The organism is Micromonospora sp. NPDC047730, from assembly GCF_043204765.1.
In the GTDB taxonomy this organism is placed as follows: Bacteria; Actinomycetota; Actinomycetes; order Mycobacteriales; family Micromonosporaceae; genus Micromonospora.
On sequence record NZ_JBIDCU010000002.1, the window covers coordinates 550,023 to 573,941 of the forward strand.

Sequence of the window (23,919 nt, forward strand, 5' to 3'; positions counted from 1 at the left end):
TGAGCAGTCGACGCCACCGGCGGGCCCGCCACTCCGTGCCGAGGTCATGGCCCGGGTAGTGGTGCGGAAGGTCGGCCTCGATGGCTCGCCCGTACCTGCGGATCAGGAGGGCGAGCCGGCGGCTTCCCCCGGGCTCGGCAGCCCGTAGTGCTCGCTGTACGCCTTGACGAGGCGGTTCATCTTCCAGCTCGGCATGTCGAGGCTGAAGAACTCCTCGCGGTCGTCGGCGGGGAGGGCCAGCGTCATGAAGAACACCGGGTCGCGGAGGGCGACGAGCAGCTTCTGCCAGTCGATTTCCTGCGGGTCGCTCATCATGAACCGCTTGCCGCCGTGGCGGAACGTGAACGGATCCTTGGCGCCCTCGCGCTCCAGGGTGTCGAGGTCCAGGGCGACGTCGGTGCGCGGCCCGTCCGGGCGCTCCTCCGGCAGGCGGTCGGGGCTGCGGTCGTCGGTGGTCATGGAGATGTGGGCTCCTTCTGCTGAGGTGGGTTACTTGCTGGCGTCGGTGTCGGCCTTGGCGGCGCTGGTGCCGCCGGAGGTCCGGGTCGCGCTGCTGCTGGGCGGCTGGCGGGGCGTGACCTTCTCGGTCCAGCCGTCGAAGCGCAGGGCGACGACGTCGGAGGGCGAGTACGCGACCCGCTCCTTGCCGTCCTTGACGAAGGTCTTGAACTGCTCCTTGGCGGCCATCGCCGTCTCCTCGCGGGGGTCGTGGCGTGGGCTGGGGTGATGGCCGGGACGGCCCGAGCCCACAGCGGGCCGCCCCGACGGTCGTGGGCACGAAAAAGGGGCGACGCAGTGATGCGTCGCCCCTGTGTTCGTGCTGGTCAGGCGGTGGCCTGATCGATGCCCATCTTGTCCAGAAGGGCGAGCCAGCCGGGCCCTCCGAAGATCCACCGGTGGCTGTATCCAGCCGTCGAGTCATCGAAACCGGTAAATGTCATCGGGTAGCCGATCGGCTCGTCTCCCTCGCCGTACGCCTGCTCGCCGTACTCGGTAATGCGCGCGTTCGGCATGTATCGAGCGATGTAGATTTCTCCGTCGCTCGACTGGTCCACGAACAGGCCCAGCGCGTGGTAGTACCGCGGGTTGGGCAGGTTCGGCTTCTCGATCGAGACCTCGCCGGTGACGGCCTTGGCCAACACTCCGGACGTGTCGACGCCCGTGTAAAGGCCGACCGTCAGCAACTTGGTCTCATAGGCGACCACCTGCATGGTGATCGTGTCCCGGGTGATGTCCTCCCGGATCGGCTCGGTCGAGCCGAAGGCCTGCACCTGGGACGACTCGGTGGTGCGGCCGTAGCTCGCGCCGGCCGTCGACATCCAGCCGAGGTCCTCGTAGCCGGTCGGCAGCGTCGCCAGGTCCGCGGTCGCGCCGGTGGTGAGTTCGCCGAGGACGGCGGTGACGGTGGCCTTGTCTGCGATGAAGACGCTGCCGTCCTTGGCCTTCCTCACCAGCTCCTGCTTCTTGTCCCGCAGAGCGGAGTAGGGCACAGTGCCCCCTTTCGGGTCGAGGCATGAAAAAAGCCCCGACATGCGGGGCGAATGGGGTGTGGGCTCAGCTCGGGGCGTAGCGCCGCGAGACAACTCGGTAGGTGGCACCGAAGCGGCGCACACCAGGACCCCAGGGCCGTTCGACAGGCCCGTTGGGGCAGGTGATGCGATCGATCACCGCGCGGCCGACCGTGATCGGCGTGCCGGTCAGCAGCTCCCGGACTGCCTCGGCCAGAGGTTCGGCGACGTCGTAGCGGCTGGCGAAGACATCGACCTCGACGCTCGCGTAGTCACTGAACCGGTCGCTCGGGCCGCCCCGGCGCCGGACCCGGATGTACGGCAGTCGGTCCTGCAGGTCGTCGGGCGTCTCGCTGCCGGTGTGCTCGGGCCCACCCACCAACGCGGCCAGGGCCGCTGCGAGCACCTTCTGGACGTCCGGGAAGCGCGGGGCGGTCATTCGTCCGTCCAGTCGTGGACGGACATCGACCCCTCGTCACCGTCGTCGTAGTCGAACTCCGACGCGTCGATTCGGCCGTCGAGGCTCCAGAGGAAGTCCAGCGTCCGGCCGAGCACCTCCTGGCCCTCGGCGCGGGTGAACAGGCCCTGGTAGCCGAACTCGATGGCGCCCGCGTGCGGCGCGGAGTTCCACAGTCGGGAGCCGGCGCGGCTCATCGGCCACTCCGGCGTGATGCCATGGACCGTGAGCACGTCCAGCTCAAAGGAGTCGCGGTAGTGGATGCCGTCGTCGTCATCGGCACCGCTGTAGATCTCGGAGGCGAGGCCCTCGGCGTACGCCTTGGCCATCTCGCCGTGCTGGCGCACCATCTGCCGGCACTCGGAGCCGACGGCGATGCGCTCGACCTCCGAGCGGTTGAGGTTGAACCTGAGCAGGAACGCGGGCACCGCGTCACCCCCTCAGCCGGTGACCTCGCGCAGGACGACCACGACGCCGGCGCGCCCCCAGTCCTGGGGCCGGCCGACCACCTCGTAGATCACCCCGCGCACCTTGACCTTGTCGTCGGGGCGGACATCGGCACCGGCCGGCGCGTACACGGTGCCGTCGGTGCGCACCTGGTTGGCGCCGTCGACGATCTCGGCGCTCGGGCCCGGAGCGAACAGGCAACCCGGGATGAGGAAGTCGTCCGGCGGACCCGGTAGCGGGTCGCCGAAGGTGTCTTTCGCCGGCGGCCGGATCACCTCGACGGTGATCTGGTCACCGGAGGCCATGCCACGTCCTCAGGCGGTACTCGATGGAGTCGCCCCAGACGTTGTCCGCCAGGCCCGCCCTGGCGATGACGCTGCCGACCGGCAGCGCCGTCTCGTCTGCGGGCACGCCGCTGGTCATCAGCGCCAGCTCGCCGTCGCTGACCACGAGCAGACCGGCTGCCACGGTGGTGTCGTAGGTGCGGCTGAACGGGCCGGTCGTCTCGGCGCGCAGGCCGTCGGGGTTGCGCAGTACGCGCAGCACCATGTTGATCACGGCCATGGCCGGGGCTTCGGCGCTGAGCATCCCGCTGGCCACGCGAGCGGCCAGGTCAGGGAAGTGCGCCCGCACCATCTCCGAGGCGCGCCGCAGAAGGGCGGCCGTCAGAGATTCCTGCGCCGGAGTCATGGTGCCGAACAGCTCCGCGACCTCGCCGACGGTGGCCAGCGGAGGCGGCCCATCGAGCGCCCGAGCGCGCACGAAGTACCGCTCGACGGCGGTCGTCGTGCCGGTCGCACGGAACCGCGCCTCCCACACGCCGGGCACGGTCGGCGCGTACGCGGCCAGGTACTGGCCGGATCCCGCCGGCGTCTCGACCGTCGGAGCGTCCAAGACCGCGGGCACGCCCTCCGGATCCAGCCAGGTGACGGTCACCGTCGCGCCGGCTGCGGTAGAGAAGGTCACCTCGACGACATCGCCGACATCGACGACGCTCATCCAGCCTCCCCTCGGACGGTAGGCGCCCGAGGGTCAGGGGTGACCTGACCCCCGGGCGGGCTCGTCGACCTACTTACCGTCCTCGGCGATCACGCCGGCGCGCACGCACGCGGCGATGATGTCGTTGCGGCTGGCGTCGGCATCGACCTGGACGCCGTTGGCGGCAGCGAAGGCTGCCCACGCGTCGGCGCCGGAGCCCGCGCCCGCACGCGGCGGGGCCTGGATCCGGGCCGAGTCGCCGTCCGCGGTCGCAGTGCCCTCGGCGTCAGGCTCGGCGGCCTGCTCCGTGGCTCCGGCGTCGCCGCCGGAGGCCTGAGCAGAGGCGGTGGTCGGCTGTGCCGGCTCGGGGCCGCGCAGCGGGCTGCTGGCCTCGACGCCGGCGGGCAGCTCGCCGCCCTCCCACGCCTTCGGGTTGCGGATCCGTGCGGCCACGTCGGCCGGGATCCGGTCGTTCGGGCCGTAGGCCTGGCCGTCGACGTAGACGGTGGAGGCCAGGCGGACGCCGGACGAGGTGCCGGCGCGCTTGGCCTTCGCCTCGGTGGGCTCCTCCACGTCGTCGGAGGCCCACGCCTTCGGGTTCTTGATCAGCTCGGCCACCTCGGCCGGGACGTCGTCGGCCGGGCCCCAGGCCCGACCGGCGACGTACACGGTGGTGGCGAGCCTCTTCGGCTTCGCCATCAGCTCTCCCCCGATCAGAGGACGTCGGCGACCATGAGTCGCCGCGGGTTGGTGATCAGGGGCATGCCGACCGCGCCGACCTTGGTCCAGATCCGCAACGGGTCGCCCTCCTTGAGCACGACGCCGACGAGGCCGGGCAGCTGGGTGAACTCCAGCGACGGGTTCTGGCCGGCGGCCAGCTCCAGGGACTCGGCGGTCACACCCCAGGCAGTGAAGCCCAGGGAGCTGGGGTCGGCCGGGAGGAAGATGATCCGGTCCTCGGCGATGACCCGGGTGTCGACGTCGTCGACGTCGATGCGGGTGTCGTACTCCACCAGCACCGGCAGGCGGTGCGCGGTGAGGACCTGGTTGAGCTGCTGCTCGGTGACCAGCGTCGGCACGCCAGCGAGACTGCCGGCCAGCTCCCGGATCTCCCGCGACATCAGCAGGTTGCTGATGACGGTGGAGGAGGTGAGCATGTAGGCCGGCCGCACGCCGTTGGCGTCGACGTAGTTCTTGACCCACGCCTTCAGGTCCGTCAGCGGGCTGGCGTCGGCGTGGTCGGACCACACGACGCTGGCCGTGACGGCGTGACCCGCGGGCATCCCGAAGTCGGCCTCCAGGCTGAGGTTGCCCTCGCCGGTCAGCGTGAACTTCCAGTCCTGGAGCACGTCGCCGCGGGCGATCTCCATGCGGTTGTAGACCGCGCGGGCGTTGTTGGCCGCGTCGTCGTAGATCGCGTCCACGTAGCCGTTGCGGTTGTCGCCGCCGGTGCGGATGCGCTCCAGCAGCAGGCGCTCCTGCTCGCCGATCGGGGTCTTGACTCCGAGCGGGGGCAGCTTGATGCGCGAGCGCTGGAAGCGGTCCCGCTCGCCGACCTTGGTCTCGGCGTCCCAGGCGCGGAAGCTCGCGGCCCGGTTGACCTTGGTGACCTGGTCGAACGCCGCCTCGATGTCCGCGATGTAGCGGTCGGGGAGGAAGCGGTTGAGGATCAGCTCCGCCGGGGCGGGGACCTCACGGACGAAACCGGTCAGGACGGCCGGCTCGATGTACTCATCGACGATCATGGTTTAGTTGCCGCCCCTCACTGGAACCGGAACTTGGCGGCGAGGTCCGTGCGGGCCGCGGCGTCGAGGCCGCTGTTGGCCGGCAACTTCGCCGTGCGGATGACGCCCCGCCAGTGCAGGGGGGCGCCGACCCGCGGGCCGCCCGTACGCATCGGGGTCGAGTTGAAGAGGAAGCCCTCGGCCACTTCCTGGCCGTTGGTCTTGGTGTTGTCGTAGGGCCCGTAGAAGCCGGTCGCGGTGACCTTCGCCAGGACCGTTCCCGACGGCACGAAGCCGTCCGGGAAGTGCGTGGCGGCCGTGAACAGGGCCGGGTCGAGGGTGATTCCCTGGGTGACCTCAGTGCCGTCGCGCGAGCCGAGCCACGCCCGGTTCTCGACGACGTAGGCCTCCGTCTGGAGGGAGATGTCCATGCTGGACGTGTCCTTTCGAATGCTGGAGGCGCCCAGCGCGGACCGCGGCTACTGCGCGGGCGCGGGCTGCTTCGCGGTGCCGAAGCGCTGCTGGGCGATGAGCCGGCCGGCCTCCAGGCCGTTCGGCTTGCTGGTCGTCGGCGTGCCCTGGCCCATGTCGAGCGGAGAAGCCGGGGCGCCCGTGGCGGGCGGCGCGGCGGGGGCGGCCGGAGCCGGCGTGGTCGCCGGCGGCGGAGCCTGCACGGCCGGTGCGGCCTGCACAGGCGCGGCCACCGAGGCCCAGGCGTTCACCTTGGCGGTGTCGACCCGGAGCCCGTCGGCCGCGAGGAACTGCTTGCGATCGAGCGGGGAGATCAGCGCGGTCTTCTGCTCCGGTGTCAGCCGGTCGCCGAGGGCCGCGATCATGAACTGCTCGACGAGCTGGGCGCCGGACTCCGCCAGTGCGGCGGCCCGGCCCTCCTGACGCGCGGCCTCCACCGCGCGCTGCTGCTCGGTCATCGAGGCCTGTCGGAGCTGCTCCAGCTCCGCGGCCTGGGCCTTGAGCTGGTCGTAGTCGGACATGGACTCGGCGCGGCTCTGCCACTTGCGCGAGTGGTAGCGCCAGTACGCGGCCTGCTGCCCTTCGGTCATCTGCGCCAGCGGCGTGCCCTCGGGGAATCCGTGCTCACCGTTGCCCGTGGCGGGCGCGGGGTTGGGCTGCGGAACCGGAGGGTTCGTCGGCGGCTGCGGCGCCGGCGCGGGGGCCGGCGGCTGCGGCGTCGGCGCAGGCGGCGTCGGGACCGGGGCAGGCGGCGTCGACGCCTGTTCGCCGGTCGGGGCCGGGGGCTCACCGGTCGGCTGGGAACCGCCCATGACGGGCCAGATCTCGGTGCCGCGCTTGGTGACGCCGAGTGCCCGCAGAGGCTCGCCCGTGCGCGGGTGAGTCAGGTGCGGGTGAACCGGCAGGTCGGGCTGAAAACGCATGATCTCCCCATGTCGGGTTGGTCGGATAAGCGCCCATGGCGGGCATGAAAAAACCCGCCTCGATGGGCGGGTGAGCGGCGCGTTGCGCCTGCTAGGAGCCGGAGATGATGCCCCGGGCTCGAAGGGCGACCAGCAAGGCGTTGAAGTCCGCCACCAAGCCGGCGATGTCCGTTGCGGTGCTGTTGTTGACGGCAGTCGCCGAACCGGTAAGCAGCCCAGCGTGTCCGTGGCTGCCAGCGGCGGCCTGCTGCGCCCCGGTGCCCAGCGTGCGCACCGACGCAGTCGCTGCCGCCTGGTCGGCGGTCAGACCGGCGTGGCTGTGGTTACCGGCGGCGGCCTGCTGCGCCCCGGTGCCGAGCGTGCGCACCGAGGCTGTTCCTGCCGCCTGGTCGGCGGTCAGGCCAGCGTGGCTGTGGTTACCGGCGGCTGCGGTGGTGGCTGTTGTGCCCAGCGAGCGCAGGCTGGCGACGCCCGCCGCGGCGTTGGCGGCCAGCGGGTCGCTGCCGCCCGGCTCGTGAGTGGCGGCGTGCGCTTCCAGGGCGCCGTCGCCTGCGGCCGGTCCGTACACGGTGCGGGTCACGCGATCCCCCTCACCGACACCCGGGGCGTCCCGGTGGAGATGAGCTTGACGATCGTGTTGCCGCTGGTCCTGGGGTGCACGATCAGACCACCGATGACTGCGGGGATCACCTGCGAGCCGGTGCCGCCTACGGTCGGGTTCTGTCCGTCGGTGCGGAAGTAGACGGCTTCGGCACCGTCTACGTTCAGGACCTCCACCTCGGGGAAGTCCTCGTCGAAGGTCAGCGTGGTGACGGTGTTCGCGGCCAAGGTCGCGTGCTGCGGAGATCCGGCCATGTCACACCACCTCTCGTGATGCGGCGGGGTTGGGAACTGGCATGTCGCGACCGGATCCGTCGCCTAGGCGGACGCCGGCCGCTCCGCGGTGACCCGGGCGCGTCGACTCGCCTCGCACATCCACCGCACGGTGTCCTCGTGGGGCCGCTGCGGGACCGTGACGCCGTGGACGTGGAACGACGTGCGCGCGGCCACGTGCTCGTCGAGTCGGCGAGAGATCAGCTCGTCGAGCTGGCGGACGATCTCCGTCAGCATCTCGGCGGACGCCGTCGGCTCCTCGATCTCCACCGGTTCGCGGGAGACGAGACCGCCAGCGGCACCCACGGATCGCGCGAACTCGTCGAACCGGCGCGCGAACGCATCGCCCTGGGAGGTGCCGGCGGCCGGATGTCCGTCCACGACGAGCAGGAAGCGGTTGTGCATCGCTCCGTCGATCATCTGGTCGGGAAGGTTCATGACCTGAATGCGCACGTCGGCGGGACTCCAAGCTGGGACGCGTGGGGATGGAGAAGGGCCGGACGGCGCGCATCCCCTCGCGCCGCCCGACCCTGGTCTGTGGACGTGACGGCTACACGCGGGCCAGCTGCCCGCGCACGTCGTCGATGAGCCGGTCGGCGTGCTCGATGGCCAGCGCCAGGTTCTGCTCGCCGGCGAGATAGCGGCGGCGCAGGTCGGCGGCGTACCGCTCCAGGCCGGGCAGGCGCTCCTCGGGCGGCAGCACCCGGTAGCGTCGCTGCGCCCGGGCGGCCTGCTTGGCGGTGCGTCGACGGGAACGGCCCCGCTTCAGGGTGTCTGGGGCCTCGGCCACGATCGGACCCAGCTCGCCGTCCTCGGTAACGACCACCCTGACGTACTTCAGGGCGCCGAACTGCCGCTTGCCGCCGCCGGTGCTGCCGGCAGCCTTGTACAGCCGCTGCAGGTCCTCGTCGTTGAGCTGCAACCCCGGGTCCGCGGTGCGCCGCACCGGCAGGACTGCGCAGTTGCAGTTGGCGTGGATCTCCTTGAGGTGCTCGCGGTGGTAGAGCCGGTCGGCCGCCACCACACACAAGCCGCACGAGAGCTTGCTCTTCGACAGCTCGGGCCGCAGGATCCGACGCCAGCCGATGATCTCCCGGTCGTCGAGCTGGGTGAAGAACTCGTGCTCCTGCTCGCGGGCGGCCAGCGCGATGTCGGTCTTGGCGATGGTCTCCGCCCGGTCGAGCGCGGCCTTCTTCGCCTTCTCCTTCGTCACGCCCGTCGACACCTGGTAGCGGTACTCGGCGGCGATGCGCGAGTAGACCTCGACCATGTCGATCGGCTCGAAGTCGCCCAGCCGCGGATCCGGCTCGCGCAGCACAGGGCGGCGCGGCCGGTCGACGTCCTCGCGCTCGGGCTCCACGTCCGGGTCGAACGCCGGGTCCTCCCAGATCCCGTCGTCGTCCCAGGTGTCGTCGTCGGCCCACACATCGTCGTCGAACGGGTAGTCGTCGTCGAAGTAGTCGCCGATGCCCAGCTCGCCGGACGGAATGACCTCCAGGTCGTCGATGTCGTCGACCACGTCGGCCAGCTCGTCGGTGAGGGCTCGCCGCAGCCGGGTGACATCCACCGCGCCGACCGGACGGTGCGTCCGGCCGGTCATCGTGGTCATCACCCGCGCCAGGTAGGCGTCGGTGACCTCAGCCATGCGCCGCTGCGCGGGCTGCACCACCCGCAGCGCCTCCAGGGCGGCCACGGCGATCAGCCCGGTGTCGTACCAGTTGCGCAGCACCCGGAACGGCGCCAGCGCACCTGTCACCGCGAGCTGCGTGAGCTGCTCCCGGATCGTCGCGTACGTCTCGACCAGCGCGTAGATCTGCGCCAGCTCGGCGGCCGTGAGCTGACCGTCGCGGGTGGGCACGTCAGCTCACCTCCGCGCGGCTCCTCCTGGCTGTCGGCAAGCCCTGCGTCGGGTTGGCCAGCGGGTCATCCGGCGTCGGAACGTCCGGCACGCCCGGCGCGGCGCGACCGCGCTGCGGCCGAGAGCCCGGCGGACCCTGTGGCGCCAGATCTGTGCCTGCCAGCTGCGCGGCCTGCGCGGCCAGCTGAGCCTCGAAAAGCAGCTCGTCGGCGCGCTCCGCGGCCATCCGGTCGATGTCGCCGGGCGAGAACTCCCAGATCGTCGACATGCGGGTGCGCCACGGGATGTCGGTGGCCTTGCTCGCGGAGTCCGCGCGCTCGATCAGTGACAGCCGGTGCGGGGAGCGCCACAGCACCTGCAGCTTGGCGAGGTCTGCGCGATCGACCTGGCGCAGCTGCTCGAAGGCGAGGCTCATCACCCACGCCCACGGGTGGGACGTGCGGGTGATCCGGTCCTCGACCTTGAACACCAGCTCCTCGCGCTGCAGCATCGCGCCCTCGGCGCTCTGGTTCGCGCCGCTCGGCATGAAGCTGTGCATCGGGGTCTTGGACACGCCGGCGAGCGTCTGGATGTCGTCCTTGACGGCGCTGAGGATGCCAGTCAGGTCGACCTGGCCGGACTCCCAGATGTCGGCGCTGGCCGGCAGCAGCCAGAGCGCCGCCGGGTCCATGGAGAAGACCTGGCTGTAGTCGATCCTCTGGCCCGCCTTCGGGTGTCCCGCCGGGTACTCCAGCGGGACGCCTTTCACGGCCCGCTGCTTGTAGGCCTGCAGGACGGTGATCGTCATCCGCTGCAAGATCACGTTGTTGATCCGGTTGAGCAGATCGATGTGCTGCTCGAACTCGCCGAGCCCGTCCTCGTTGACGAACCGGACCACCGGCATGCGGTTGTGCGGGAGCGTCTGCCCCTCCGCCCCGCCGCGCTCGGTGTCCCAGTCCCAGGTGCGCGGATCGAACGACAGCACCAGCGACGAAAGCACCTGGTGGGGCGAACGATCGGTCGGCGCCCACCCGGCCAGGCCGAGCCTGCTCTTCCGTGTCGCCACGTAGACCTTGCCCGGCAGGTAGACGTACGCGCGGTCAACGCCGTCGACGTCGTCATGCTGGATCTTGAGCGCCGCCAGTGGGCGCCACGGGATCCGAGGGTCCGGCTCGGCGACCATCGTCCGCGGGTCTTCGGCGGTGATAACCGGAGCGCCGGTCTCCTCGTCGACGGGGCCCACGATGACGTAGGCCTCACCCATCGTCAGCATCATGCGGTGCAGGTCGGCCGAGCGGACGTCCATGCCGGCGCGCTTCCACAGCGCGGCGGCGTCGGCGTCACCGGTCTCGTCGTCGTCCACCGCGGTCCTGAATCCAGTCGGCGTCATCCGTTCCGACACCGCGCTGACGATCAGGCCCGCGAAGTTCGAGCGGCTCTGCTTGAGGAAGATCCGGAAGCTCTCTCGGGCCGCTTCCAGCCCGTCGGGCAGAGGGGCCTCGCCGCGGCCGAAGTCGTACAGCAGCTGTAGCCGGTTGCGCCGGTTGCGGTCCGCGAGCTGGTTGAACAGCCTGTGCAGCCACCACCCCGGAGAGCGCCGCTGACTGACGTCGATCGCCACCGACACCCCCTCTCGGGCTGGTTGCTGCACTCAGGCCCACAACACCGTCTCGGGACGCACTGGGCGGTGGACTGGCCCGCCGGCTCGCATCTGGCGGGCCGGTCACTTTTCGCGGCCCTGCAAGGCCAGCTCGCCGGCGCGCTCGATGGCGCGCCAGCAGGCGGGGTGGTTCCGGAGACATCGCCCGGCATGCCACCGGGCGTCGCACACGGCGCAGCAGCCCGGCAGGTCGTAGTCGATCTGTGGCCAGCGGCGCCCGCTGCGCACCCTGCGACTCAGCGCCACATCCCATGGCGCCGGCAGCGGAGCCCACCTGTCGAAGGCGACGCATGCGGCCGTCCAGGCGCTCTGCAGCTCGCTCTCGATGCTCCAGCGCAACCAGTCCATCGGCCCGCCGAAGACGCCCGCAGGATGCCCGCGCGCAGCGGCCCATCGGGCGCGCCGGCGGGCCTGGCGATAGTCGCGGAGGATGATCACGGGCACCCCCTCAGCGGACACGCATCGGGACGAAGCTCATCCCGTCGTCAGCGCCGACGCCGGCCGCGACGCAGTCGCCCCGAGCTTCGTAGGCGAGCACGGCAGCCATGGCACCATCGATCTTTTTCGGACTTTTCGGAAAATCCTTCGAGATGGTGATGCCCGCCCGAGAGACGCGACGGCGAGCATTAAGAACGTGCGTCTTCAGCGTTGACGCGCGGGCCTTGGCGTCCTCGTCGTCCAGCTCGAACTCGGGGGTGTAGGACAGTGTCTGCAACTGGACCGCCTCGTAGAAGCGCTCCAGGGCGGCCACGATCGCCCGAGGTCGGTTCGTCCACCATTCCAAGGGTCGACCCTGGGTGGCCTTGACGAGCATCTGCTCGCCGTACTCCGAGGTCCACTTGTCGCACCACTCCTGCATGTACGGCGGGTCCATGAAGAAGGCCGCGACGCGGAAGCGCTGCATCGTGCTCGTTACCAGGGCGTCGACAGCGGCGCTGTCCACGCGCCAGTCGTCGCCGAGGTAGTCGGCCGGCCGCTGGAAGACGCCGAGAAGCTCCAGATGCCCGTCGGAGATCCTGCAGGCAACGAGCGCGACCGCATCGTCCCGGACGGCGCCGTCGAGTCCGAGCGCGACCAGGTCGCCGTCGACGAGGCGCTTGTCCGGACGCTTGCACGCCGCCCACTCCTCTGCCGCGATCCAGGCGTCGGATGCCGAGGTCTGGGCGTTCAGGAAGTACCGACGGGAGTCCGCGACCTGCTTGCGCGGGTCGTAGAACTCGTCGATGATCGCTTCGATGTCCTGCCAGGCAATCGCCTCGCCGAACGCTTCCTCGATCGCGACCCGCAGCTGGTCGGCCTTCGTCAGGTCGCTGACCTCGCCCCAGCGATGGTCATAGAGCAACCTCGATCGCCTGGTGCGGCCCTCCTTGATGGCCTCGGCCAACTCGAAGGTGCTCTCCGCGACGCTGTTCTCCCCAGGGGCGAACATGGTCGTCGTTTCCAGGTACCAGGTGCCCTCGGCCTTGCGCTTGAGCAGGTTGCGGCTCGTGGTGTCGTACATGCGCCGCAGCTCAGGGGTCGTATAGAGATGCGTCTCATCGAAGGCCACGAATGTTTCGAGGCCACCGTCCTTCGAGGCGGACGACGCGGTCGACGGCCGAATTTCCCCGCCCTCCGGCAGGAACACCCGGGTCAGGCCGGCGTCAACGCCAGGGACGTGCGCGAGCGGGCACGACGGGTCGGTCAGGTTGTAGTAGACCGAGTCGTAGATATTCCCGCTTTGCCCCTCTTCGGTCGCCATGATCCGGACCATCGGGTACGCCACCGGCTTGCCCATCGGCTCGCCCGGCTCGTAGCGGTAGGTGAAGCCGAGCCCCCACGGGTCCCGGTAGACTTCGCCGCCCTTCGCCCAGCCAGCGAACCGACACGGACCGAGCGCCTCGAAGAGCGCGAACCGCGCCGCCAAACCGCTTTTGTCGCAACCCTTCGGCCGCGAGAAGAACACCGAGTCGTACGGTGAGCGGCCGTTCTCATCGAGCGCGTAGACGTCGACGACGAAGCCCATCATCTCGTCGCCGTGGCGGATCGGCTGGCCGATAACGCCGCCCCTGCCGTGGCGGACGAACCACTCCATCCAGGCATTGGCGAGCCACCCAAGGCTGCGGGTGCGGGTGGTGCCCGGGGCGCGCACCAGTGTGCGCGGCATGCGTCAGCCCGCCGCGACGCGGGCGCGACGCGAGTCGATACCCACGACGTTCCCGCCGAACTCGCCAGGAGCCGTCGCCGGCGACGGCTCCTCCTCGACCTCGTCGACCGGGTCTACGTACCGGATCATCAGCTTGCGGCGCGCCTCGCGGGTGGTGCCCATCTGGTCCTCGCGCCGGCGGATCTCGGTGCTCTTGGTCGAGTGCACGACGCCCGAGTGGTACTCGGCCCACCAGTCGTTCTTCATGTACGCCGTCTCCAGGGCGAACACCCAGTCCGACGGCTCCCAGAGAACGCAGTGCGGCATGCGACACACCTGCTCCCACCACGCCTCCACCTCGGGCAGCCACTTCGGGCCACCACGCTTGGGCTTCGGCAAGTCGAGGGACGGACCCTCGTACGGCAGGTTGACGACCTCGGTCCAGTCCCCAGAGGGGGCCCGTCCGTGCTTGTTGGCCTTGGCGGCCGGGCCGGTCTTGGCCATGATGATCAACTCCCATGGCGGGAAGGAGCCGCGGCGCCCATGCCGGGGCCGCGACTCGTGGAAGGTGCAGAAGTCAGGGCTGCAGAAGCGGCGTCTGCGCCGTCAGCGGCACCTCGTCGAGGTGCTCGCCCTCCACCACCAGGTGCAGCAGGTGGGGATCGTTGGTGACGTACATCCGGACCGCGCGAGTCCCAGGCGGCAGCCGCAGGGCGTTGGCGAGCTGCGGCATCGAGAGCGTGACCTTCGCCCGTCGAGACGTCTCCGGCGTCAGCGCGCTCGTCAGCTCTGCGCACGTCGAGCAGTCCCGGTGCGCCTCGACCACCGCCGGGTTCTTCGTCATCGCCCGCAGGGTCGCCCCCGGGTTCGCGCGCATGTCAGCGTGGACCTCGTCCGGCGCGAACGGGCTGTACCTGCGCATCTCCATGCCGCCGAAGCCGCTCATGCTGCCTCCTCGGGGGCGTCGAGAACCTCGACCTGGACCGGGCCCTGGGAGTAGATGTCGCGCCGGCAGGCAATGTCGGCGGCACCCGCCACCGCGGCAGCCGTCGGCACGTCGGTGGCCAGGAAGGCGTCCAGCGCGCCAAGCGCGACCGCCTCACCGGAGCCGATCGCCGCGCGGCCGTCCAGGTGCGCCAGGGCGGTGTGGTGGTGCAGCGTCCAGAGCAGGCCGTTCCAGCCGAGCAGCAGATGGTTGTCCATCTGCCCGTCGTCGACGATGCCAGCCTCGACCGCGGCCTTCGTGATGACGCCAGCCAGCTCGTGCGCCCAAGCCTGATAGCTCTCGCTCTCATCCGGCGCAACCGGCAGCTTCAGCTTCGACAGGAAGCCCGACAAGCCCCAGTGGCCGGACAGTCCGAGCAGGACCTCGTCGTCGCCAGCGTCCAGGCGCAGGATCTTCATGCCGAGTCCGACGACCGGCCGGTTGTAGAGCGTCAGGCAGCTGTCCGCCGCCATGAAGACCTTGCCGTCGACCGCAGCAGCGACCACCGTCGTCACCGTACCTCCAGAGGCTCGGGACTACAGCAGTCCGGGATGCTTGCCGACCGGTCGGCGCTCGCGCGGTCGCGCGGCAGCGCCCTCTCGGCCACTCTTCGAGCTGTGGTGTCCAGGGCAGAGCCACTGGAGGTTGTCGAGGGTGTGCAGGTCTCCGGCCTCGACGTGGTCGCAGTCTCGGCCAGCCAGCGGGCAGCGGCGACCGTCGTCGCCGACGTGCTCACATCGGCCGCCGGCGCGCTCACGCACCTCGGCCCGCAGCTGCTGCCAGTTCGGCGGCAGGCGCCGCCGGCGAGTGCTTCCCGCCCACTTCCCGGACACCGACACCTCCTTGCCGGCGCGCGGTCAGCCGCGGTCGCCCTCCCCCTGGTCCTCGTGCACCTGGGAGGTAGTCAGGAAGTCGGCGGCCACGATCGTGATGGCCAGGCATGAGAGGAACAGCATCAGCTGCTCGAATGGAGCGAACTTGCCCTGGTACGACCAGACCCACCAGGCCGACGCCGGCCAGCCGACGATCGACCCGATCAACAGCACCCAGGCGACCCGGGTGCGGATCCTCTTCGTTCGTGGCGACGTCACGCAGCGACCAGGGTGGAACGAGAACGCGGCGGGCGGGCTTCCTGCTGGGCCGCCCCAGTGCTCGGCGCCTGCCGCTCCTCGTGCGCGCGGACGCGGGAGGAAGAAGGAGTCGCTCGGAGCTGGGCTGCGGGCCTCGTGCCGCCTCGCCGCGAGTTCGGGTTGTGCGCGGTATCGCGCTCGGCGTCGAGGATGTCCCCGAGCCTGTAGAGCAGGTTGCCGTTCGCCAGCCGCTTCGTGGTCAGGAACTGGCGCTCTCCAGCGTCGTTCAGCCAGCCCCGAGCACGCCACTTGCCGATCGAATCGGGGCTCACGGCGGTCACCATCGCGGCTTGGGCGCGGGTGACGAAGGCGTCCCGGTTGATCCGCATCAGTCACCTCCCATGGAAACACTGAAGCCCCAGACCACTGTTGGCCTGGGGCTTCGTGCGCCGTGTGGGTAGAGATCACCCGTGAGCACACGATGACACGAACCGGGCAGAAACGGCAACTGACACGGAAATTCGATCACCCAAAGTTTTCGAACCCGGACGCACCGCGAGGCCCAGAACGTACCGGTGCCGCGCGGCCCCGGGGGGGAGGGTACCCCCCCGGGGTATGGCGGGCAGGGTTGGGCATCGTCCGGCAGGCAGGTCGGCCGGGTCAATCGTCCGAACGGGGGACAGCGAAATTCATACGTTCGTCAGCGTGTCCGATTCGGGGGGATACGTGGGTATCTAGATAAACGTCTAAAAGGCCCTCAGAGCCACGCTGAACGACTTTCACGAGGTGGCCGGTATGGAGACATGCACGGAGTCAAGATCAATTCGATATCGGTAAATGTCCTCTAGCTATTGACTACCGGTCGGTAATGGTGTTCGATCGCGCGCCGCGCGCCGCGCACAACGCACACAAGACAACACAGTCTCAGGTCTGAAAAGGCGATCCGATTGTGTCAGGGGTTGTATCAACCGGGCCGCCCCGGGGTGGAGCTGGTTTGTGTCACCCGTTGTGGCAACCAACAGGGAGGGATCGGGTTTGTATCAAGGTTTGTGTCAACTTTGAAAACCTGGGTTGACAGACTGGCGTACCGCATCGTTTACTACTTGCGCCCCGGGCAACCGGGGCCGGTCGGATCTTTCGATTGGGCAGGCCGAAAACTCAGGTTGACAGCTAGCTCGAACGGGTGAGAGGATCGAATCCCCCGGGAAACCGGGGGCGGTCGGATCTTCCGATTGGGCAGGCTGAAAACTCAGGTTGACAGCTAGCTCGAACGGGTGAGAGGATCGAATCCCCCGGGAAACCGGGGGCGGTCGGATCTTCCGATTGGGCAGGCTGAAAACTCAGGTTGACAGCTAGCTCGAACGGGTGAGAGGATCGAATCCCCCGGGGAACCGGGGCGACCCCCCTGGGGGAGCCGTTTCGGCGGTGACCCTGGATGGTGTGTCGTTGTTTGTTGAGAACTCAAGAGCAGTGGCTGCGTTCCCCGCTTTGCGACGGGGGAACTAGATTGCCAGAGCTGAACGGCCCGGGGTGCTATTGCCCGGGTGGAGACAGGGCCACCCCGTTAGGGGTGAGGGACCCTGTGGCCTGTTCAGACACCGTGACTAGGCACGTTGTGCTAGGCAACGTCACGAACCATTCCCCCGGGGCGGAACCGGGGGAGCGACCGGCCGGTGAGATGGCGGGGTGCGTTAATGGGACCTTAGTAGGTGCATTATGCCGAACGGTACTCCCTGTATCCCTATATCCGGCACGGCGCGCGGAAGATAGAACCTGCTACCCGGTTAGACCCGGCGCGCGTAATCGCGTGGGATGGCTATCAACGTATGGGATAGATGACGGATCAAGAGACACGCACACGTAACGGCGGATACCGAACAATCAGAACGGCGCGGGTAACCGTGCGCGGGATTGTTTCGGGCGTGGAAGCCATGGCTGCAACGTTACCGGTCGGGGGGAGTGAATGATGGGGGGAATTATACCCCGGTGGAGGCATGCGCAATTGCCATAGACGATTGCGGGATAATGCTGAAACACAAGTCGCACGGATTAATCCACGTAATAGGATTGTCTCTTCAGTGAACAAATCCGCTTAGCATGCGGGAGCATTCAAAGACAGTACCGGAGTCTGTCGGACTATCCATCCGACGGGCAAAGGCTGGCACGAGCGTGAACGCATGCGGCGCGGGCGCAAGTCTGTCCGCCACCCGGGCCGTGTCTTCCTGGCACGGATTCCCCCGGGTGGCGTACGGGATAAATCTGATCCCACCCGGGACCGTTGCCAACCTGGCACGGTCCCGGGTGGCGTTCGGTACGCGATTTGTGGAGACGGTGCCGGGTGGTCTGGCTCAATCGGCCATCCGGCACCGTGCCTATACCTCACGTAACGAACACAAGGGGTGCATCATGCGCGCTGACATCCTCAAGCCGGGCCTGGTAATCGACGGCGTCCGGATTCGGTCCCGGGTTCCGTTCGTGCAGAACCGGGCCAAGATGATCCGCGTGGTCATGGAAGACAGGACCACGCGCACCTTTCTGGCCTCCGCCGAAGTGACGGTCGGTGGGCCGCGTCAGGAGTGGTTCCCGGCCGGTCCGGTCCGGGAGAAGGATCACCGCAGCCCGCAGCCGAACCGGAAGCCTCGCGCGTCCGACGGCCGGTGGGAGGGCGAGTCGGGCGGGTTCCACGTGACCATGGTCAGCCGGATCTCCGCGTACGACCTGACCGGGCGGCAGCTTGCCCGGTCCGCGCAGGGTCCGTCCGGTCGCCGCTACAGCAGGCGCTGACCCTCCGTGCACCCCTGATGGTGTGCCGGCCCGCTCGCGGTCCGGTCGCCGTCACCTGCTGCACGGCAGGAGAATCGAGGGATCATCATGCGCGGAATCGGTCAGCACATGCTTCCGGCGGCGACTCAGCCGGAGCCGGCCGACAACACGAGCATGTACGTCTACGCCCAGGTGGAGGAGTGGCAGCGGAGCTGCCTGCCCGTACACCCGGAGATCGCCCGCGAGATCGCGGCGTGGTGGCACGCCCCCGCGCCGCACTACGCCGGCCTGACGGCGTTCGCCAGCACCGGGACCCTACTCCAGCGCGAGTGGGAGCCGGAGGACGAGCCGACCCGGGTCGAGCGCGAGCGGCCCGTGATCCTGGACGAGATCGACCGGGAGATCGGGACGGAGGACATGTACCGGCCGGAGATCACGCCGCTGTGGGCGCTGCGCCACTACGTGCAGAACGCCTGCCGCGCCGCCGGGTGGGCGTACTGACCGTGTGCTGACGGTGGGGCACCGTGCCCCGGTCGCGAACGATGCGGCCGGCCGGACCGGTGCCACCGCCACCTGCCGCACGGGCAGGAGACTGGCGAGGTGAAAACATGGGCGCTCGGACCATCACCGAGGAGACCATCGGCGGCCTGTTCAACGAGGGCAAGCTGACCCCCCTGGAGTTCGGCCTGCGGTGGGTGGAGGTGCGCCAGTACGGCGACTGCCACCCGTCGGAACTGACCCCCTGCAAGCACGACGACGAGACCAACACGGTCACCGTGTCGGTCTACCACGTCTACGGGGAGCAGCGGCTCGGCCAGCCCTGGTCGGAGTACACCTGCCCGAACGTCTGGGCTACGGGTGGCGACGTCGAGGGCATCGGCGGCGAGTACGTGAACGGTGGCACGTTCAGCTACCTGGGCGACGACCGGGAGCTGTGCGACCGGATCTACCGGCGGGCGGCCGAGGTCGCGGACTGACCGTGCGAGTGATGGTGGGAGCCGGGCGCGCCCCGGCTCTCCGCCACCGTCGCATGGCGGAGAAAGCGAGGGACGAGTCATGTCCGTCACGATCAACCTGTCCGACATCCTCTGCGTCACCTGCGGGCAGTCGCCAGAGGAGGGCGCGCCGCGCAAGATTGGCGAGTGGGACGATGCCGGGCACACCGACAGCGCCCACCACCCGGCCTGGTCCCAGCGGTCGTTCCCGGGCAGCATCTGGGCCGCGCACCCGCAGCAGGCGCTGTGGTACGGGGAGGTCGTCGTGGCCAAGCCGGGCGAGGACACCGACTACTTCTACGGCTACGCGGACTGCGAGTACGAGCCGTCCGTGGACGAGCTGGTGCCAGCCGGGTGGGAGGTCCTGGAGTCCAAGGTCAAGCCCACCCCGAATAACCCGGCCTGGGAGCCGGAGCCGGAGCAGGACTGACCGTGCATCGATGGTGGGGCACCGACTGCGCGTCGGTGCCGCCGCCACCCGTGCATGGCGGGAGGAAGTGAGGGCAATCATGCCCGACGGCAACCTGTACGACGCGCTGAAGGCCATCGAGCGGTGCGACCCGGACGGCGGGGAGCGTCAGCCCACCGAGGCGGACTATGTCGCACACGAGCGGTGGGCCGTCCAGACGTTCGGGCAGAGCGTCTGGGACACGTACCGGCGGGGCGGCTGGGGCGAACCCAGCTACGCCTGACCGTGCGGGTGATGGTGCGGCATCGGGTGTGCCCGGTGCCGTGCCACCGTCGCATGGCGGAGAGACGAGGTGGAGACCATGGGTGGCAAGCTGCACGAGAACCCGCACGTCGAGCGGGTGCTGGTCGCGCTGGACACGGCGCGCCGGGAGGCGAACCTGGCGGGTCATCCGTACGACATCGGGTTCACTGGTGTGGACGAGCCGTACGGGATGATCGAGCGGGCGCTGAAGCGCACGCTGACCCACGCCTTCCCGGACGTGGACGCGGACGCGGTCTACCACGCGCTGATCGACTCCGGCGAGGACATCGGGTACTGCGTGGACGCGCTGCGCCGGGAGAAGGCGGACCGGGCCAAGCTGCTCGACCCCTACCGGGAGTACGAGCGGCCGGCGGAGTCCGGGCGCTACGGCGCGCGGATGTGGGAGCTGCCGAACGGGTGGGGCGTGTCCCTGGTGCCGTACGCCCGTCACGACGAGGAAGCGGAGCGGCACGCCATCGCGCGGGAGGACTTCGGGATGGCGATCGGGGCGTTCGTAGGCGGCGGGTTCGTGATCGACAACGAGCGGTCGGCGACCATCGCGCGGGTGGGCGGCCTGGACTTCGTCGAGACCATCCTGTCCGACACGATGGAGCTGCCGCCGCGCTGACCGCGTGTGGATGGTGCTGGCCGGGCGAGAGTCCGGCCGGTGCCACCTGCCGCGCGGGCAGGAGATTGGCGAGGTTGACATGACCACGACGACGGCCGTCAGGCACTGGCACGTGGCAACGGGCCTGGTGGGCTACGGCCCGGACGGGGCGGACGGGTACGGCACGGCGATCGAGCTGACCGACGTGGCGGACCTGATCCGCGACGAGCTGCGGCAGGCTGCCGACTCCGAGGACGAGGGGTCCCGGAGCGAGGCCGAAGCCGCGGACTTCTCGGAGGCGTGGAAGCTCAAGACGCGCGCCGAGCACCTGTCGATCCTGGCGGAGACGTTCAGCAACGACCGGGCCAACGCGCCGCTGTACGCCGGAAAGCCGGAGATGTGGGCGGACACGATCGAGACACTGATCCGGCAGCACTTCCCGCTGGACATCAGCGACCGCTCCCGGTTGTACGTGTGGCCGTGTGCGGAGCCGGGCTGCGAGCACCTGGCCGACCTGGAGCGGTGACCTTCGGCGTGCGCTGACGGTGCCGGCCGGACCGACGCGGTCCGGCCGGTCGCCGCCCGCTACACGGCGGGAGATTGACGAGGTCACCCGGTGAACATCGCCGAGACGAGGGAAGAGATCCGCGCGCAGGTCGCGGAGCACCTGACCATGTGGGCGGGCAAGTGCATGTCGATCGAGGTCGGGGGGCTGTCCCTCGAACTCGCGCCGAGGGTTGGCGGACACATCGAGATCAGCCGCTTCGTGGTGCCGCGCGCCATGCGCGGCGAGGGGGTCGGCACGGCCGTCATGTGGTCCGTGGCGGCCTGGGCGGACCGGATGGGGTACACCCTGACCCTGACGCCGTCGAAGGGCTTCGGCGCGACCTCCGTGGCGCGCCTGGAGAAGTTCTACGGGCGGCACGGGTTCATCAGGAACCGGGGCCGGTACGCGGATCTCACGATCAGTGAGGCCATGCGCCGCGTGCCGCGCTGACCGTGCGCACCTGGTGCGGGCCGGGCGGAAGTCCGGCCCGTGCCACCTGCCGCGCGGCAGGAGATTGGCGAAGATCATCATGTGTGAGCAGGACATCGTCGACGCCTTCAACAAGGTCGCGGACAATTACCCAGGCGGGGAGCTGTACCGGCGGCTGACCGAGGCGTCGCGCAGGGCCGTGCTGGAGGGCATGGCCACCGGCTTGACGCTGGACGACTACCGGAAGGCGAAGGAGGGGCGCGGCGACCTCCGGGAGTACGCCGACGTGGTTGGCATCTACGTCCGGGACGAGCTGCGCGAGTACATCGACGAGGTGCTGCCAGCCAACGCGCTGCGGGACATCCTGTTGAAGCTGCTCGACCTGGATGACCGGAGCGTGTCGCTGGCGCTCGGGCAGCACTACCTGCCGGACCCCGACGACATCGACGCCGGGGCGCTGGTCTGACCGTGCGCACCTGGCGCGGGCCGGGCTATCGTCCGGCCCGTCGCCACCTGCCGCGCGGGCAGGGATTGACGAGGGAGGGCCATGTTTCCAGGAGCGTATGCCTCGGTGGAACGCAACGAGGCTGGGGAGCCGATCGGGTGGGACTACCCGTCCTACGACGAGCCATACGACCCGGACGACTACCTACCGCAGGACGACGAGGACGAGGACTGACCGTGCGCCGATGATCCTGGCCGGGCTGCTGTCCGGCCGGGGTCACCGCTGCATGGCGGAGAGAGTGAGGAACGGACATGCACATCACGTCGCGTGACTTGACGAACCTGATCGAGGACGTGAGCCGTGGGAAGCTGACGCCGGCCGAGGGGCATCGGGGGTCGAGCTGGGCGTACCGCGAGGTGATCGACCTGGCGAACTCGGTCCTGACGGGCGCGCCGATCGGTGCGGTCGTCATCGACTACGAGCGACGGCACCTGATCGACGGGCGCGAGCGACTGATGACGCTCGCCGCCATGTTCCTGCCGGCCGACGAGCGCCCGGCAATGCCCGTGGACGGCAGCGCGCCGCACCTGGTGGTGCGCGGGCTCGCCGAGGGTGACGGGTTCGAGGTGCTCATGGTGCGGGAGGAAGACCGGGAGCCGGCCGACCTGCCGCTATCCTGCCTGCTGCGCACGAGGCGGTTCCTCGCGTGGGAGCGGGCCGTAGACGGCGCGCACCCCGAGCAGGCGACAGGCATCAAGCGGCGCGGCGGGCGGCTCGCGCAGCGCCTGCACACGGCCAAGGTGGCCGTGATCGAGCTGGACGCCGAGGTGAGCCCGGACCGGGTCGCGCGGTTGGTGAACCGGCACCGGATCGGCTGACCGTGCGCTGATGGTGCTCGCCCGGCTTCGGCCGGGCGGGTGCCACCGCCGCACGGCGGAGGAAGTGAGGCGCTGAGATGGCGCGGATTACCGACGAGATGGTCAGCGAGATGAACGACCGGATCGCGCAGGCCCCGACGACCGCGCAGGCGTTCCGGCTTGCGATGGGCGTCAGCGACAGGATGCTGTGGCTGCTGCTCGACCTGAACCACATCAACCAGGACGAGGTCGGGTTGGGCAGGGGTGGGCGCGAGGCACTCGCGGTGGAGGCGCACGGCTGGCACCTGTACTACCGGGACGACGACACGCCGGCTGACGGGTACGGTCCGTGCGAGCTGGGCGGGTTCGAGGCGCACAGCCTGCGGCCGTGGGAGTGCCGGGGATGCAAGCGGCGCCCCATTGACCACCGGCGGGTGCCGGTGGCCGTGCGCTGATGATCCTGGCCGGGCGCGAGTCCGGCCGGGGTCACCGCTGCATGGCGGAGGAAGTGAGGGCTGACCATGCGGTACGTGATGGTGACCGCCACCGCTCTGGCAGCGATGCTGCCGGAGCAATACGAGCAGTGCAAGAACGACGATCGGTGGACCCTGGTCACCTCGACCGAGGAGACGTGCGCCACGGTCGGGCGCCGCGAGAAGGTGACGCACGTGGTCACCTGGGGTCCGCCGGACGGCAGGACCAGAGAGGGGTGCTGCGACGAGTGCGCCGGGTCCTACTCCCGACGGCCAGCGCTGGCCGCGCAGGTGCTCTGCATCTGGGCGGGCTGGGGCTGCACGCACGCGCAGCTCTAACCGTGTGCTGATAGTGGCGGCCGGGCCGAGGGTCCGGCCGCTGCCACCACCGCACGGGTGGAGAGAGGCAGGGCGGATCATGCCGCGCACCATCACGACCACGCGCACCGTGTTCAAGTTCGAGGAGTTGAGCGAGGACGCGCAGCAGCGGGCGGTTGAGCGGATCGCCGAGAAGATGGCGACGACCTGGTGGGACCAGCACGACAACGACGACATCGGCGCGACCATCGTCTACAAGATGGCCGAGAAGCTGCGCACGCGGGGCTGGGACACCTTCGGGGAGGGAGACTTCCCCGGAATCCCCGGGGTCGAGCTGGTCGAGTGGGACCTGGGGCGCGGGCAGGCGGTCAGCTTCAAGGGAGCGCTGGACCGTGAGAACGCCCCCGCGCTGCCCTGGGCCGATGGAGTCGAGGCCGTAACCCTCGGCGGCATCCCGGGCTACGGCATCGGCCAGTCCGTCTACGTCGAGACAGACGGCGAGGCCGAGACCGACGAGGAGGTGGCGCGGGTCGGCGCGGCGGCGGAGGCGATGAAGAGCGCCGTCGAGGATGCCATCCACGCCGCCTGGCAGGCAGGCAAGGAGCAGGAGGAGTGGAAGGGCGGCGAGGAGCGCGCCCGCGACTGGATCGAGGCGAACGAGCCCGAGTTCGACGAGTCAGGCAACCTCGACCACTGACCGTGCGCTGACGGTGGC

At 69.6% G+C, this 23,919-nt stretch carries 37 protein-coding genes; 13 read left to right on the top strand and 24 right to left on the bottom strand.

Features of this window, described 5'->3' with window-relative positions; genetic code table 11:
* Positions 1 to 102: 102 nt before the first annotated feature.
* The 24 genes from ACGF5G_RS08425 to ACGF5G_RS08540 all read right to left on the bottom strand — a co-directional run bounded on the left by ACGF5G_RS08425 (position 103) and on the right by ACGF5G_RS08540 (position 15,447).
* Positions 103 to 459: a hypothetical protein gene (locus ACGF5G_RS08425; RefSeq protein ID WP_393260186.1), complete on the bottom strand. Its 357-nt coding sequence runs from the start codon at positions 457 to 459 to the stop codon at positions 103 to 105.
* Between the two features lie 30 nt (positions 460 to 489).
* Positions 490 to 687 carry a hypothetical protein gene (locus ACGF5G_RS08430; protein WP_393260188.1) on the bottom strand — a complete coding sequence of 66 codons (198 nt, stop codon included), beginning with the start codon at positions 685 to 687 and terminating at the stop codon, positions 490 to 492.
* Between the two features lie 137 nt (positions 688 to 824).
* A complete protein-coding gene (locus tag ACGF5G_RS08435; RefSeq protein WP_393260190.1) occupies positions 825 to 1,490 on the bottom strand; it encodes a hypothetical protein in 666 nt (221 codons plus the stop codon).
* Between the two features lie 64 nt (positions 1,491 to 1,554).
* Positions 1,555 to 1,947, bottom strand: a complete 393-nt coding sequence (locus ACGF5G_RS08440; RefSeq protein WP_393260192.1) for a hypothetical protein — start codon at positions 1,945 to 1,947, stop codon at positions 1,555 to 1,557.
* Positions 1,944 to 2,393: a hypothetical protein gene (locus ACGF5G_RS08445; protein ID WP_393260194.1), complete on the bottom strand. Its 450-nt coding sequence runs from the start codon at positions 2,391 to 2,393 to the stop codon at positions 1,944 to 1,946. Before ACGF5G_RS08445 ends, ACGF5G_RS08440 begins: the two co-directional genes overlap by 4 nt.
* A gap of 12 nt (positions 2,394 to 2,405) precedes the next feature.
* Positions 2,406 to 2,717, bottom strand: a complete 312-nt coding sequence (locus tag ACGF5G_RS08450; RefSeq protein WP_393260197.1) for a hypothetical protein — start codon at positions 2,715 to 2,717, stop codon at positions 2,406 to 2,408.
* Entirely contained in the window at positions 2,704 to 3,411 is a 708-nt protein-coding gene (locus ACGF5G_RS08455) for a hypothetical protein (RefSeq protein WP_393260199.1), read from the bottom strand. Before ACGF5G_RS08455 ends, ACGF5G_RS08450 begins: the two co-directional genes overlap by 14 nt.
* Positions 3,412 to 3,480: 69 nt before the next feature.
* On the bottom strand, positions 3,481 to 4,089 hold the full coding sequence (locus ACGF5G_RS08460) for a hypothetical protein (protein WP_393260202.1): 609 nt from the start codon (positions 4,087 to 4,089) through the stop codon (positions 3,481 to 3,483).
* Between the two features lie 14 nt (positions 4,090 to 4,103).
* Positions 4,104 to 5,135, bottom strand: coding sequence for a major capsid protein (locus tag ACGF5G_RS08465; RefSeq protein ID WP_393260204.1), 1,032 nt, complete (start codon positions 5,133 to 5,135; stop codon positions 4,104 to 4,106).
* Between the two features lie 17 nt (positions 5,136 to 5,152).
* Positions 5,153 to 5,545, bottom strand: coding sequence for a head decoration protein (locus ACGF5G_RS08470; RefSeq protein ID WP_393260207.1), 393 nt, complete (start codon positions 5,543 to 5,545; stop codon positions 5,153 to 5,155).
* Between the two features lie 48 nt (positions 5,546 to 5,593).
* A complete protein-coding gene (locus ACGF5G_RS08475) occupies positions 5,594 to 6,175 on the bottom strand; it encodes a hypothetical protein (RefSeq protein WP_393260209.1) in 582 nt (193 codons plus the stop codon).
* A 424-nt stretch (positions 6,176 to 6,599) separates the two neighbouring features.
* A complete protein-coding gene (locus ACGF5G_RS08480) occupies positions 6,600 to 7,088 on the bottom strand; it encodes a head fiber protein (protein WP_393260211.1) in 489 nt (162 codons plus the stop codon).
* Positions 7,085 to 7,363, bottom strand: a complete 279-nt coding sequence (locus ACGF5G_RS08485) for a hypothetical protein (RefSeq protein ID WP_393260213.1) — start codon at positions 7,361 to 7,363, stop codon at positions 7,085 to 7,087. Before ACGF5G_RS08485 ends, ACGF5G_RS08480 begins: the two co-directional genes overlap by 4 nt.
* A gap of 63 nt (positions 7,364 to 7,426) precedes the next feature.
* A complete protein-coding gene (locus ACGF5G_RS08490) occupies positions 7,427 to 7,819 on the bottom strand; it encodes a hypothetical protein (protein WP_393260216.1) in 393 nt (130 codons plus the stop codon).
* Positions 7,820 to 7,931: 112 nt separating this feature from the next.
* Complete coding sequence (locus ACGF5G_RS08495; RefSeq protein ID WP_393260218.1) at positions 7,932 to 9,239, bottom strand: hypothetical protein; 1,308 nt, start codon at positions 9,237 to 9,239, stop codon at positions 7,932 to 7,934.
* 1 nt (position 9,240) lies between these two features.
* The gene (locus tag ACGF5G_RS08500; RefSeq protein WP_393260221.1) at positions 9,241 to 10,839 is read right to left on the bottom strand and encodes a phage portal protein; all 1,599 of its coding nucleotides are present in this window, start codon (positions 10,837 to 10,839) and stop codon (positions 9,241 to 9,243) included.
* Between the two features lie 102 nt (positions 10,840 to 10,941).
* The gene (locus tag ACGF5G_RS08505) at positions 10,942 to 11,316 is read right to left on the bottom strand and encodes a hypothetical protein (RefSeq protein WP_393260224.1); all 375 of its coding nucleotides are present in this window, start codon (positions 11,314 to 11,316) and stop codon (positions 10,942 to 10,944) included.
* 10 nt (positions 11,317 to 11,326) lie between these two features.
* On the bottom strand, positions 11,327 to 13,024 hold the full coding sequence (locus ACGF5G_RS08510) for a hypothetical protein (RefSeq protein ID WP_393260227.1): 1,698 nt from the start codon (positions 13,022 to 13,024) through the stop codon (positions 11,327 to 11,329).
* 3 nt (positions 13,025 to 13,027) lie between these two features.
* Positions 13,028 to 13,507, bottom strand: a complete 480-nt coding sequence (locus ACGF5G_RS08515) for a hypothetical protein (protein WP_393260230.1) — start codon at positions 13,505 to 13,507, stop codon at positions 13,028 to 13,030.
* 73 nt (positions 13,508 to 13,580) lie between these two features.
* Positions 13,581 to 13,949, bottom strand: coding sequence for a hypothetical protein (locus ACGF5G_RS08520; protein ID WP_393260233.1), 369 nt, complete (start codon positions 13,947 to 13,949; stop codon positions 13,581 to 13,583).
* A complete protein-coding gene (locus ACGF5G_RS08525) occupies positions 13,946 to 14,503 on the bottom strand; it encodes a hypothetical protein (RefSeq protein WP_393260235.1) in 558 nt (185 codons plus the stop codon). The genes ACGF5G_RS08520 and ACGF5G_RS08525 overlap by 4 nt, the downstream gene beginning before the upstream one ends.
* Positions 14,504 to 14,524: 21 nt before the next feature.
* Positions 14,525 to 14,821, bottom strand: coding sequence for an HNH endonuclease (locus ACGF5G_RS08530; protein WP_393260238.1), 297 nt, complete (start codon positions 14,819 to 14,821; stop codon positions 14,525 to 14,527).
* 24 nt (positions 14,822 to 14,845) lie between these two features.
* Positions 14,846 to 15,079, bottom strand: coding sequence for a hypothetical protein (locus ACGF5G_RS08535; RefSeq protein ID WP_393260241.1), 234 nt, complete (start codon positions 15,077 to 15,079; stop codon positions 14,846 to 14,848).
* Positions 15,076 to 15,447: a hypothetical protein gene (locus ACGF5G_RS08540; RefSeq protein WP_393260242.1), complete on the bottom strand. Its 372-nt coding sequence runs from the start codon at positions 15,445 to 15,447 to the stop codon at positions 15,076 to 15,078. Before ACGF5G_RS08540 ends, ACGF5G_RS08535 begins: the two co-directional genes overlap by 4 nt.
* Positions 15,448 to 17,359: 1,912 nt before the next feature.
* Here ACGF5G_RS08540 and ACGF5G_RS08545 point away from each other — a divergent pair.
* The 13 genes from ACGF5G_RS08545 to ACGF5G_RS08605 all read left to right on the top strand — a co-directional run bounded on the left by ACGF5G_RS08545 (position 17,360) and on the right by ACGF5G_RS08605 (position 23,901).
* Positions 17,360 to 17,842, top strand: coding sequence for a hypothetical protein (locus ACGF5G_RS08545; RefSeq protein WP_393260244.1), 483 nt, complete (start codon positions 17,360 to 17,362; stop codon positions 17,840 to 17,842).
* Positions 17,843 to 17,929: 87 nt separating this feature from the next.
* Positions 17,930 to 18,322: a hypothetical protein gene (locus tag ACGF5G_RS08550; protein WP_393260246.1), complete on the top strand. Its 393-nt coding sequence runs from the start codon at positions 17,930 to 17,932 to the stop codon at positions 18,320 to 18,322.
* 107 nt (positions 18,323 to 18,429) lie between these two features.
* A complete protein-coding gene (locus ACGF5G_RS08555; RefSeq protein ID WP_393260249.1) occupies positions 18,430 to 18,798 on the top strand; it encodes a hypothetical protein in 369 nt (122 codons plus the stop codon).
* A gap of 79 nt (positions 18,799 to 18,877) precedes the next feature.
* Complete coding sequence (locus tag ACGF5G_RS08560) at positions 18,878 to 19,246, top strand: hypothetical protein (protein WP_393260251.1); 369 nt, start codon at positions 18,878 to 18,880, stop codon at positions 19,244 to 19,246.
* A gap of 10 nt (positions 19,247 to 19,256) precedes the next feature.
* Positions 19,257 to 19,508, top strand: coding sequence for a hypothetical protein (locus ACGF5G_RS08565; protein WP_393260254.1), 252 nt, complete (start codon positions 19,257 to 19,259; stop codon positions 19,506 to 19,508).
* Positions 19,509 to 19,586: 78 nt separating this feature from the next.
* Positions 19,587 to 20,156, top strand: coding sequence for a hypothetical protein (locus ACGF5G_RS08570; protein WP_393260257.1), 570 nt, complete (start codon positions 19,587 to 19,589; stop codon positions 20,154 to 20,156).
* Between the two features lie 79 nt (positions 20,157 to 20,235).
* Positions 20,236 to 20,661 carry a hypothetical protein gene (locus ACGF5G_RS08575; protein ID WP_393260260.1) on the top strand — a complete coding sequence of 142 codons (426 nt, stop codon included), beginning with the start codon at positions 20,236 to 20,238 and terminating at the stop codon, positions 20,659 to 20,661.
* Positions 20,662 to 20,751: 90 nt separating this feature from the next.
* On the top strand, positions 20,752 to 21,132 hold the full coding sequence (locus ACGF5G_RS08580) for a GNAT family N-acetyltransferase (protein ID WP_393260263.1): 381 nt from the start codon (positions 20,752 to 20,754) through the stop codon (positions 21,130 to 21,132).
* 79 nt (positions 21,133 to 21,211) lie between these two features.
* Complete coding sequence (locus ACGF5G_RS08585; protein ID WP_393260266.1) at positions 21,212 to 21,577, top strand: hypothetical protein; 366 nt, start codon at positions 21,212 to 21,214, stop codon at positions 21,575 to 21,577.
* A 290-nt stretch (positions 21,578 to 21,867) separates the two neighbouring features.
* Positions 21,868 to 22,434, top strand: coding sequence for a hypothetical protein (locus ACGF5G_RS08590; RefSeq protein ID WP_393260269.1), 567 nt, complete (start codon positions 21,868 to 21,870; stop codon positions 22,432 to 22,434).
* Positions 22,435 to 22,511: 77 nt separating this feature from the next.
* The gene (locus tag ACGF5G_RS08595) at positions 22,512 to 22,868 is read left to right on the top strand and encodes a hypothetical protein (RefSeq protein WP_393260271.1); all 357 of its coding nucleotides are present in this window, start codon (positions 22,512 to 22,514) and stop codon (positions 22,866 to 22,868) included.
* Positions 22,869 to 22,934: 66 nt separating this feature from the next.
* A complete protein-coding gene (locus ACGF5G_RS08600; RefSeq protein WP_393260273.1) occupies positions 22,935 to 23,225 on the top strand; it encodes a hypothetical protein in 291 nt (96 codons plus the stop codon).
* A 79-nt stretch (positions 23,226 to 23,304) separates the two neighbouring features.
* Positions 23,305 to 23,901: a hypothetical protein gene (locus ACGF5G_RS08605; protein ID WP_393260275.1), complete on the top strand. Its 597-nt coding sequence runs from the start codon at positions 23,305 to 23,307 to the stop codon at positions 23,899 to 23,901.
* The last annotated feature ends 18 nt before the right edge of the window (positions 23,902 to 23,919 follow it).

Coding starts and splice junctions, on each gene's coding strand:
- ACGF5G_RS08470 (WP_393260207.1), bottom strand. CDS start 5,545: ATGGACATCTCCCTCCAGACGGAGGCCTACGTCGTCGAGAACCGGGCG.
- ACGF5G_RS08425 (WP_393260186.1), bottom strand. CDS start 459: ATGACCACCGACGACCGCAGCCCCGACCGCCTGCCGGAGGAGCGCCCG.
- ACGF5G_RS08465 (WP_393260204.1), bottom strand. CDS start 5,135: ATGATCGTCGATGAGTACATCGAGCCGGCCGTCCTGACCGGTTTCGTC.
- ACGF5G_RS08540 (WP_393260242.1), bottom strand. CDS start 15,447: ATGCGGATCAACCGGGACGCCTTCGTCACCCGCGCCCAAGCCGCGATG.
- ACGF5G_RS08575 (WP_393260260.1), top strand. CDS start 20,236: ATGACCACGACGACGGCCGTCAGGCACTGGCACGTGGCAACGGGCCTG.
- ACGF5G_RS08595 (WP_393260271.1), top strand. CDS start 22,512: ATGGCGCGGATTACCGACGAGATGGTCAGCGAGATGAACGACCGGATC.
- ACGF5G_RS08485 (WP_393260213.1), bottom strand. CDS start 7,363: ATGGCCGGATCTCCGCAGCACGCGACCTTGGCCGCGAACACCGTCACC.
- ACGF5G_RS08430 (WP_393260188.1), bottom strand. CDS start 687: ATGGCCGCCAAGGAGCAGTTCAAGACCTTCGTCAAGGACGGCAAGGAG.
- ACGF5G_RS08520 (WP_393260233.1), bottom strand. CDS start 13,949: ATGAGCGGCTTCGGCGGCATGGAGATGCGCAGGTACAGCCCGTTCGCG.
- ACGF5G_RS08560 (WP_393260251.1), top strand. CDS start 18,878: ATGTCCGTCACGATCAACCTGTCCGACATCCTCTGCGTCACCTGCGGG.
- ACGF5G_RS08450 (WP_393260197.1), bottom strand. CDS start 2,717: ATGGCCTCCGGTGACCAGATCACCGTCGAGGTGATCCGGCCGCCGGCG.
- ACGF5G_RS08455 (WP_393260199.1), bottom strand. CDS start 3,411: ATGAGCGTCGTCGATGTCGGCGATGTCGTCGAGGTGACCTTCTCTACC.
- ACGF5G_RS08475 (WP_393260209.1), bottom strand. CDS start 6,175: ATGACCGAAGGGCAGCAGGCCGCGTACTGGCGCTACCACTCGCGCAAG.
- ACGF5G_RS08510 (WP_393260227.1), bottom strand. CDS start 13,024: ATGCCGCGCACACTGGTGCGCGCCCCGGGCACCACCCGCACCCGCAGC.
- ACGF5G_RS08440 (WP_393260192.1), bottom strand. CDS start 1,947: ATGACCGCCCCGCGCTTCCCGGACGTCCAGAAGGTGCTCGCAGCGGCC.
- ACGF5G_RS08570 (WP_393260257.1), top strand. CDS start 19,587: ATGGGTGGCAAGCTGCACGAGAACCCGCACGTCGAGCGGGTGCTGGTC.
- ACGF5G_RS08600 (WP_393260273.1), top strand. CDS start 22,935: ATGCGGTACGTGATGGTGACCGCCACCGCTCTGGCAGCGATGCTGCCG.
- ACGF5G_RS08490 (WP_393260216.1), bottom strand. CDS start 7,819: ATGAACCTTCCCGACCAGATGATCGACGGAGCGATGCACAACCGCTTC.
- ACGF5G_RS08605 (WP_393260275.1), top strand. CDS start 23,305: ATGCCGCGCACCATCACGACCACGCGCACCGTGTTCAAGTTCGAGGAG.
- ACGF5G_RS08515 (WP_393260230.1), bottom strand. CDS start 13,507: ATGGCCAAGACCGGCCCGGCCGCCAAGGCCAACAAGCACGGACGGGCC.
- ACGF5G_RS08550 (WP_393260246.1), top strand. CDS start 17,930: ATGCGCGGAATCGGTCAGCACATGCTTCCGGCGGCGACTCAGCCGGAG.
- ACGF5G_RS08460 (WP_393260202.1), bottom strand. CDS start 4,089: ATGGCGAAGCCGAAGAGGCTCGCCACCACCGTGTACGTCGCCGGTCGG.
- ACGF5G_RS08565 (WP_393260254.1), top strand. CDS start 19,257: ATGGTGGGGCACCGACTGCGCGTCGGTGCCGCCGCCACCCGTGCATGG.
- ACGF5G_RS08590 (WP_393260269.1), top strand. CDS start 21,868: ATGCACATCACGTCGCGTGACTTGACGAACCTGATCGAGGACGTGAGC.
- ACGF5G_RS08555 (WP_393260249.1), top strand. CDS start 18,430: ATGGGCGCTCGGACCATCACCGAGGAGACCATCGGCGGCCTGTTCAAC.
- ACGF5G_RS08585 (WP_393260266.1), top strand. CDS start 21,212: ATGTGTGAGCAGGACATCGTCGACGCCTTCAACAAGGTCGCGGACAAT.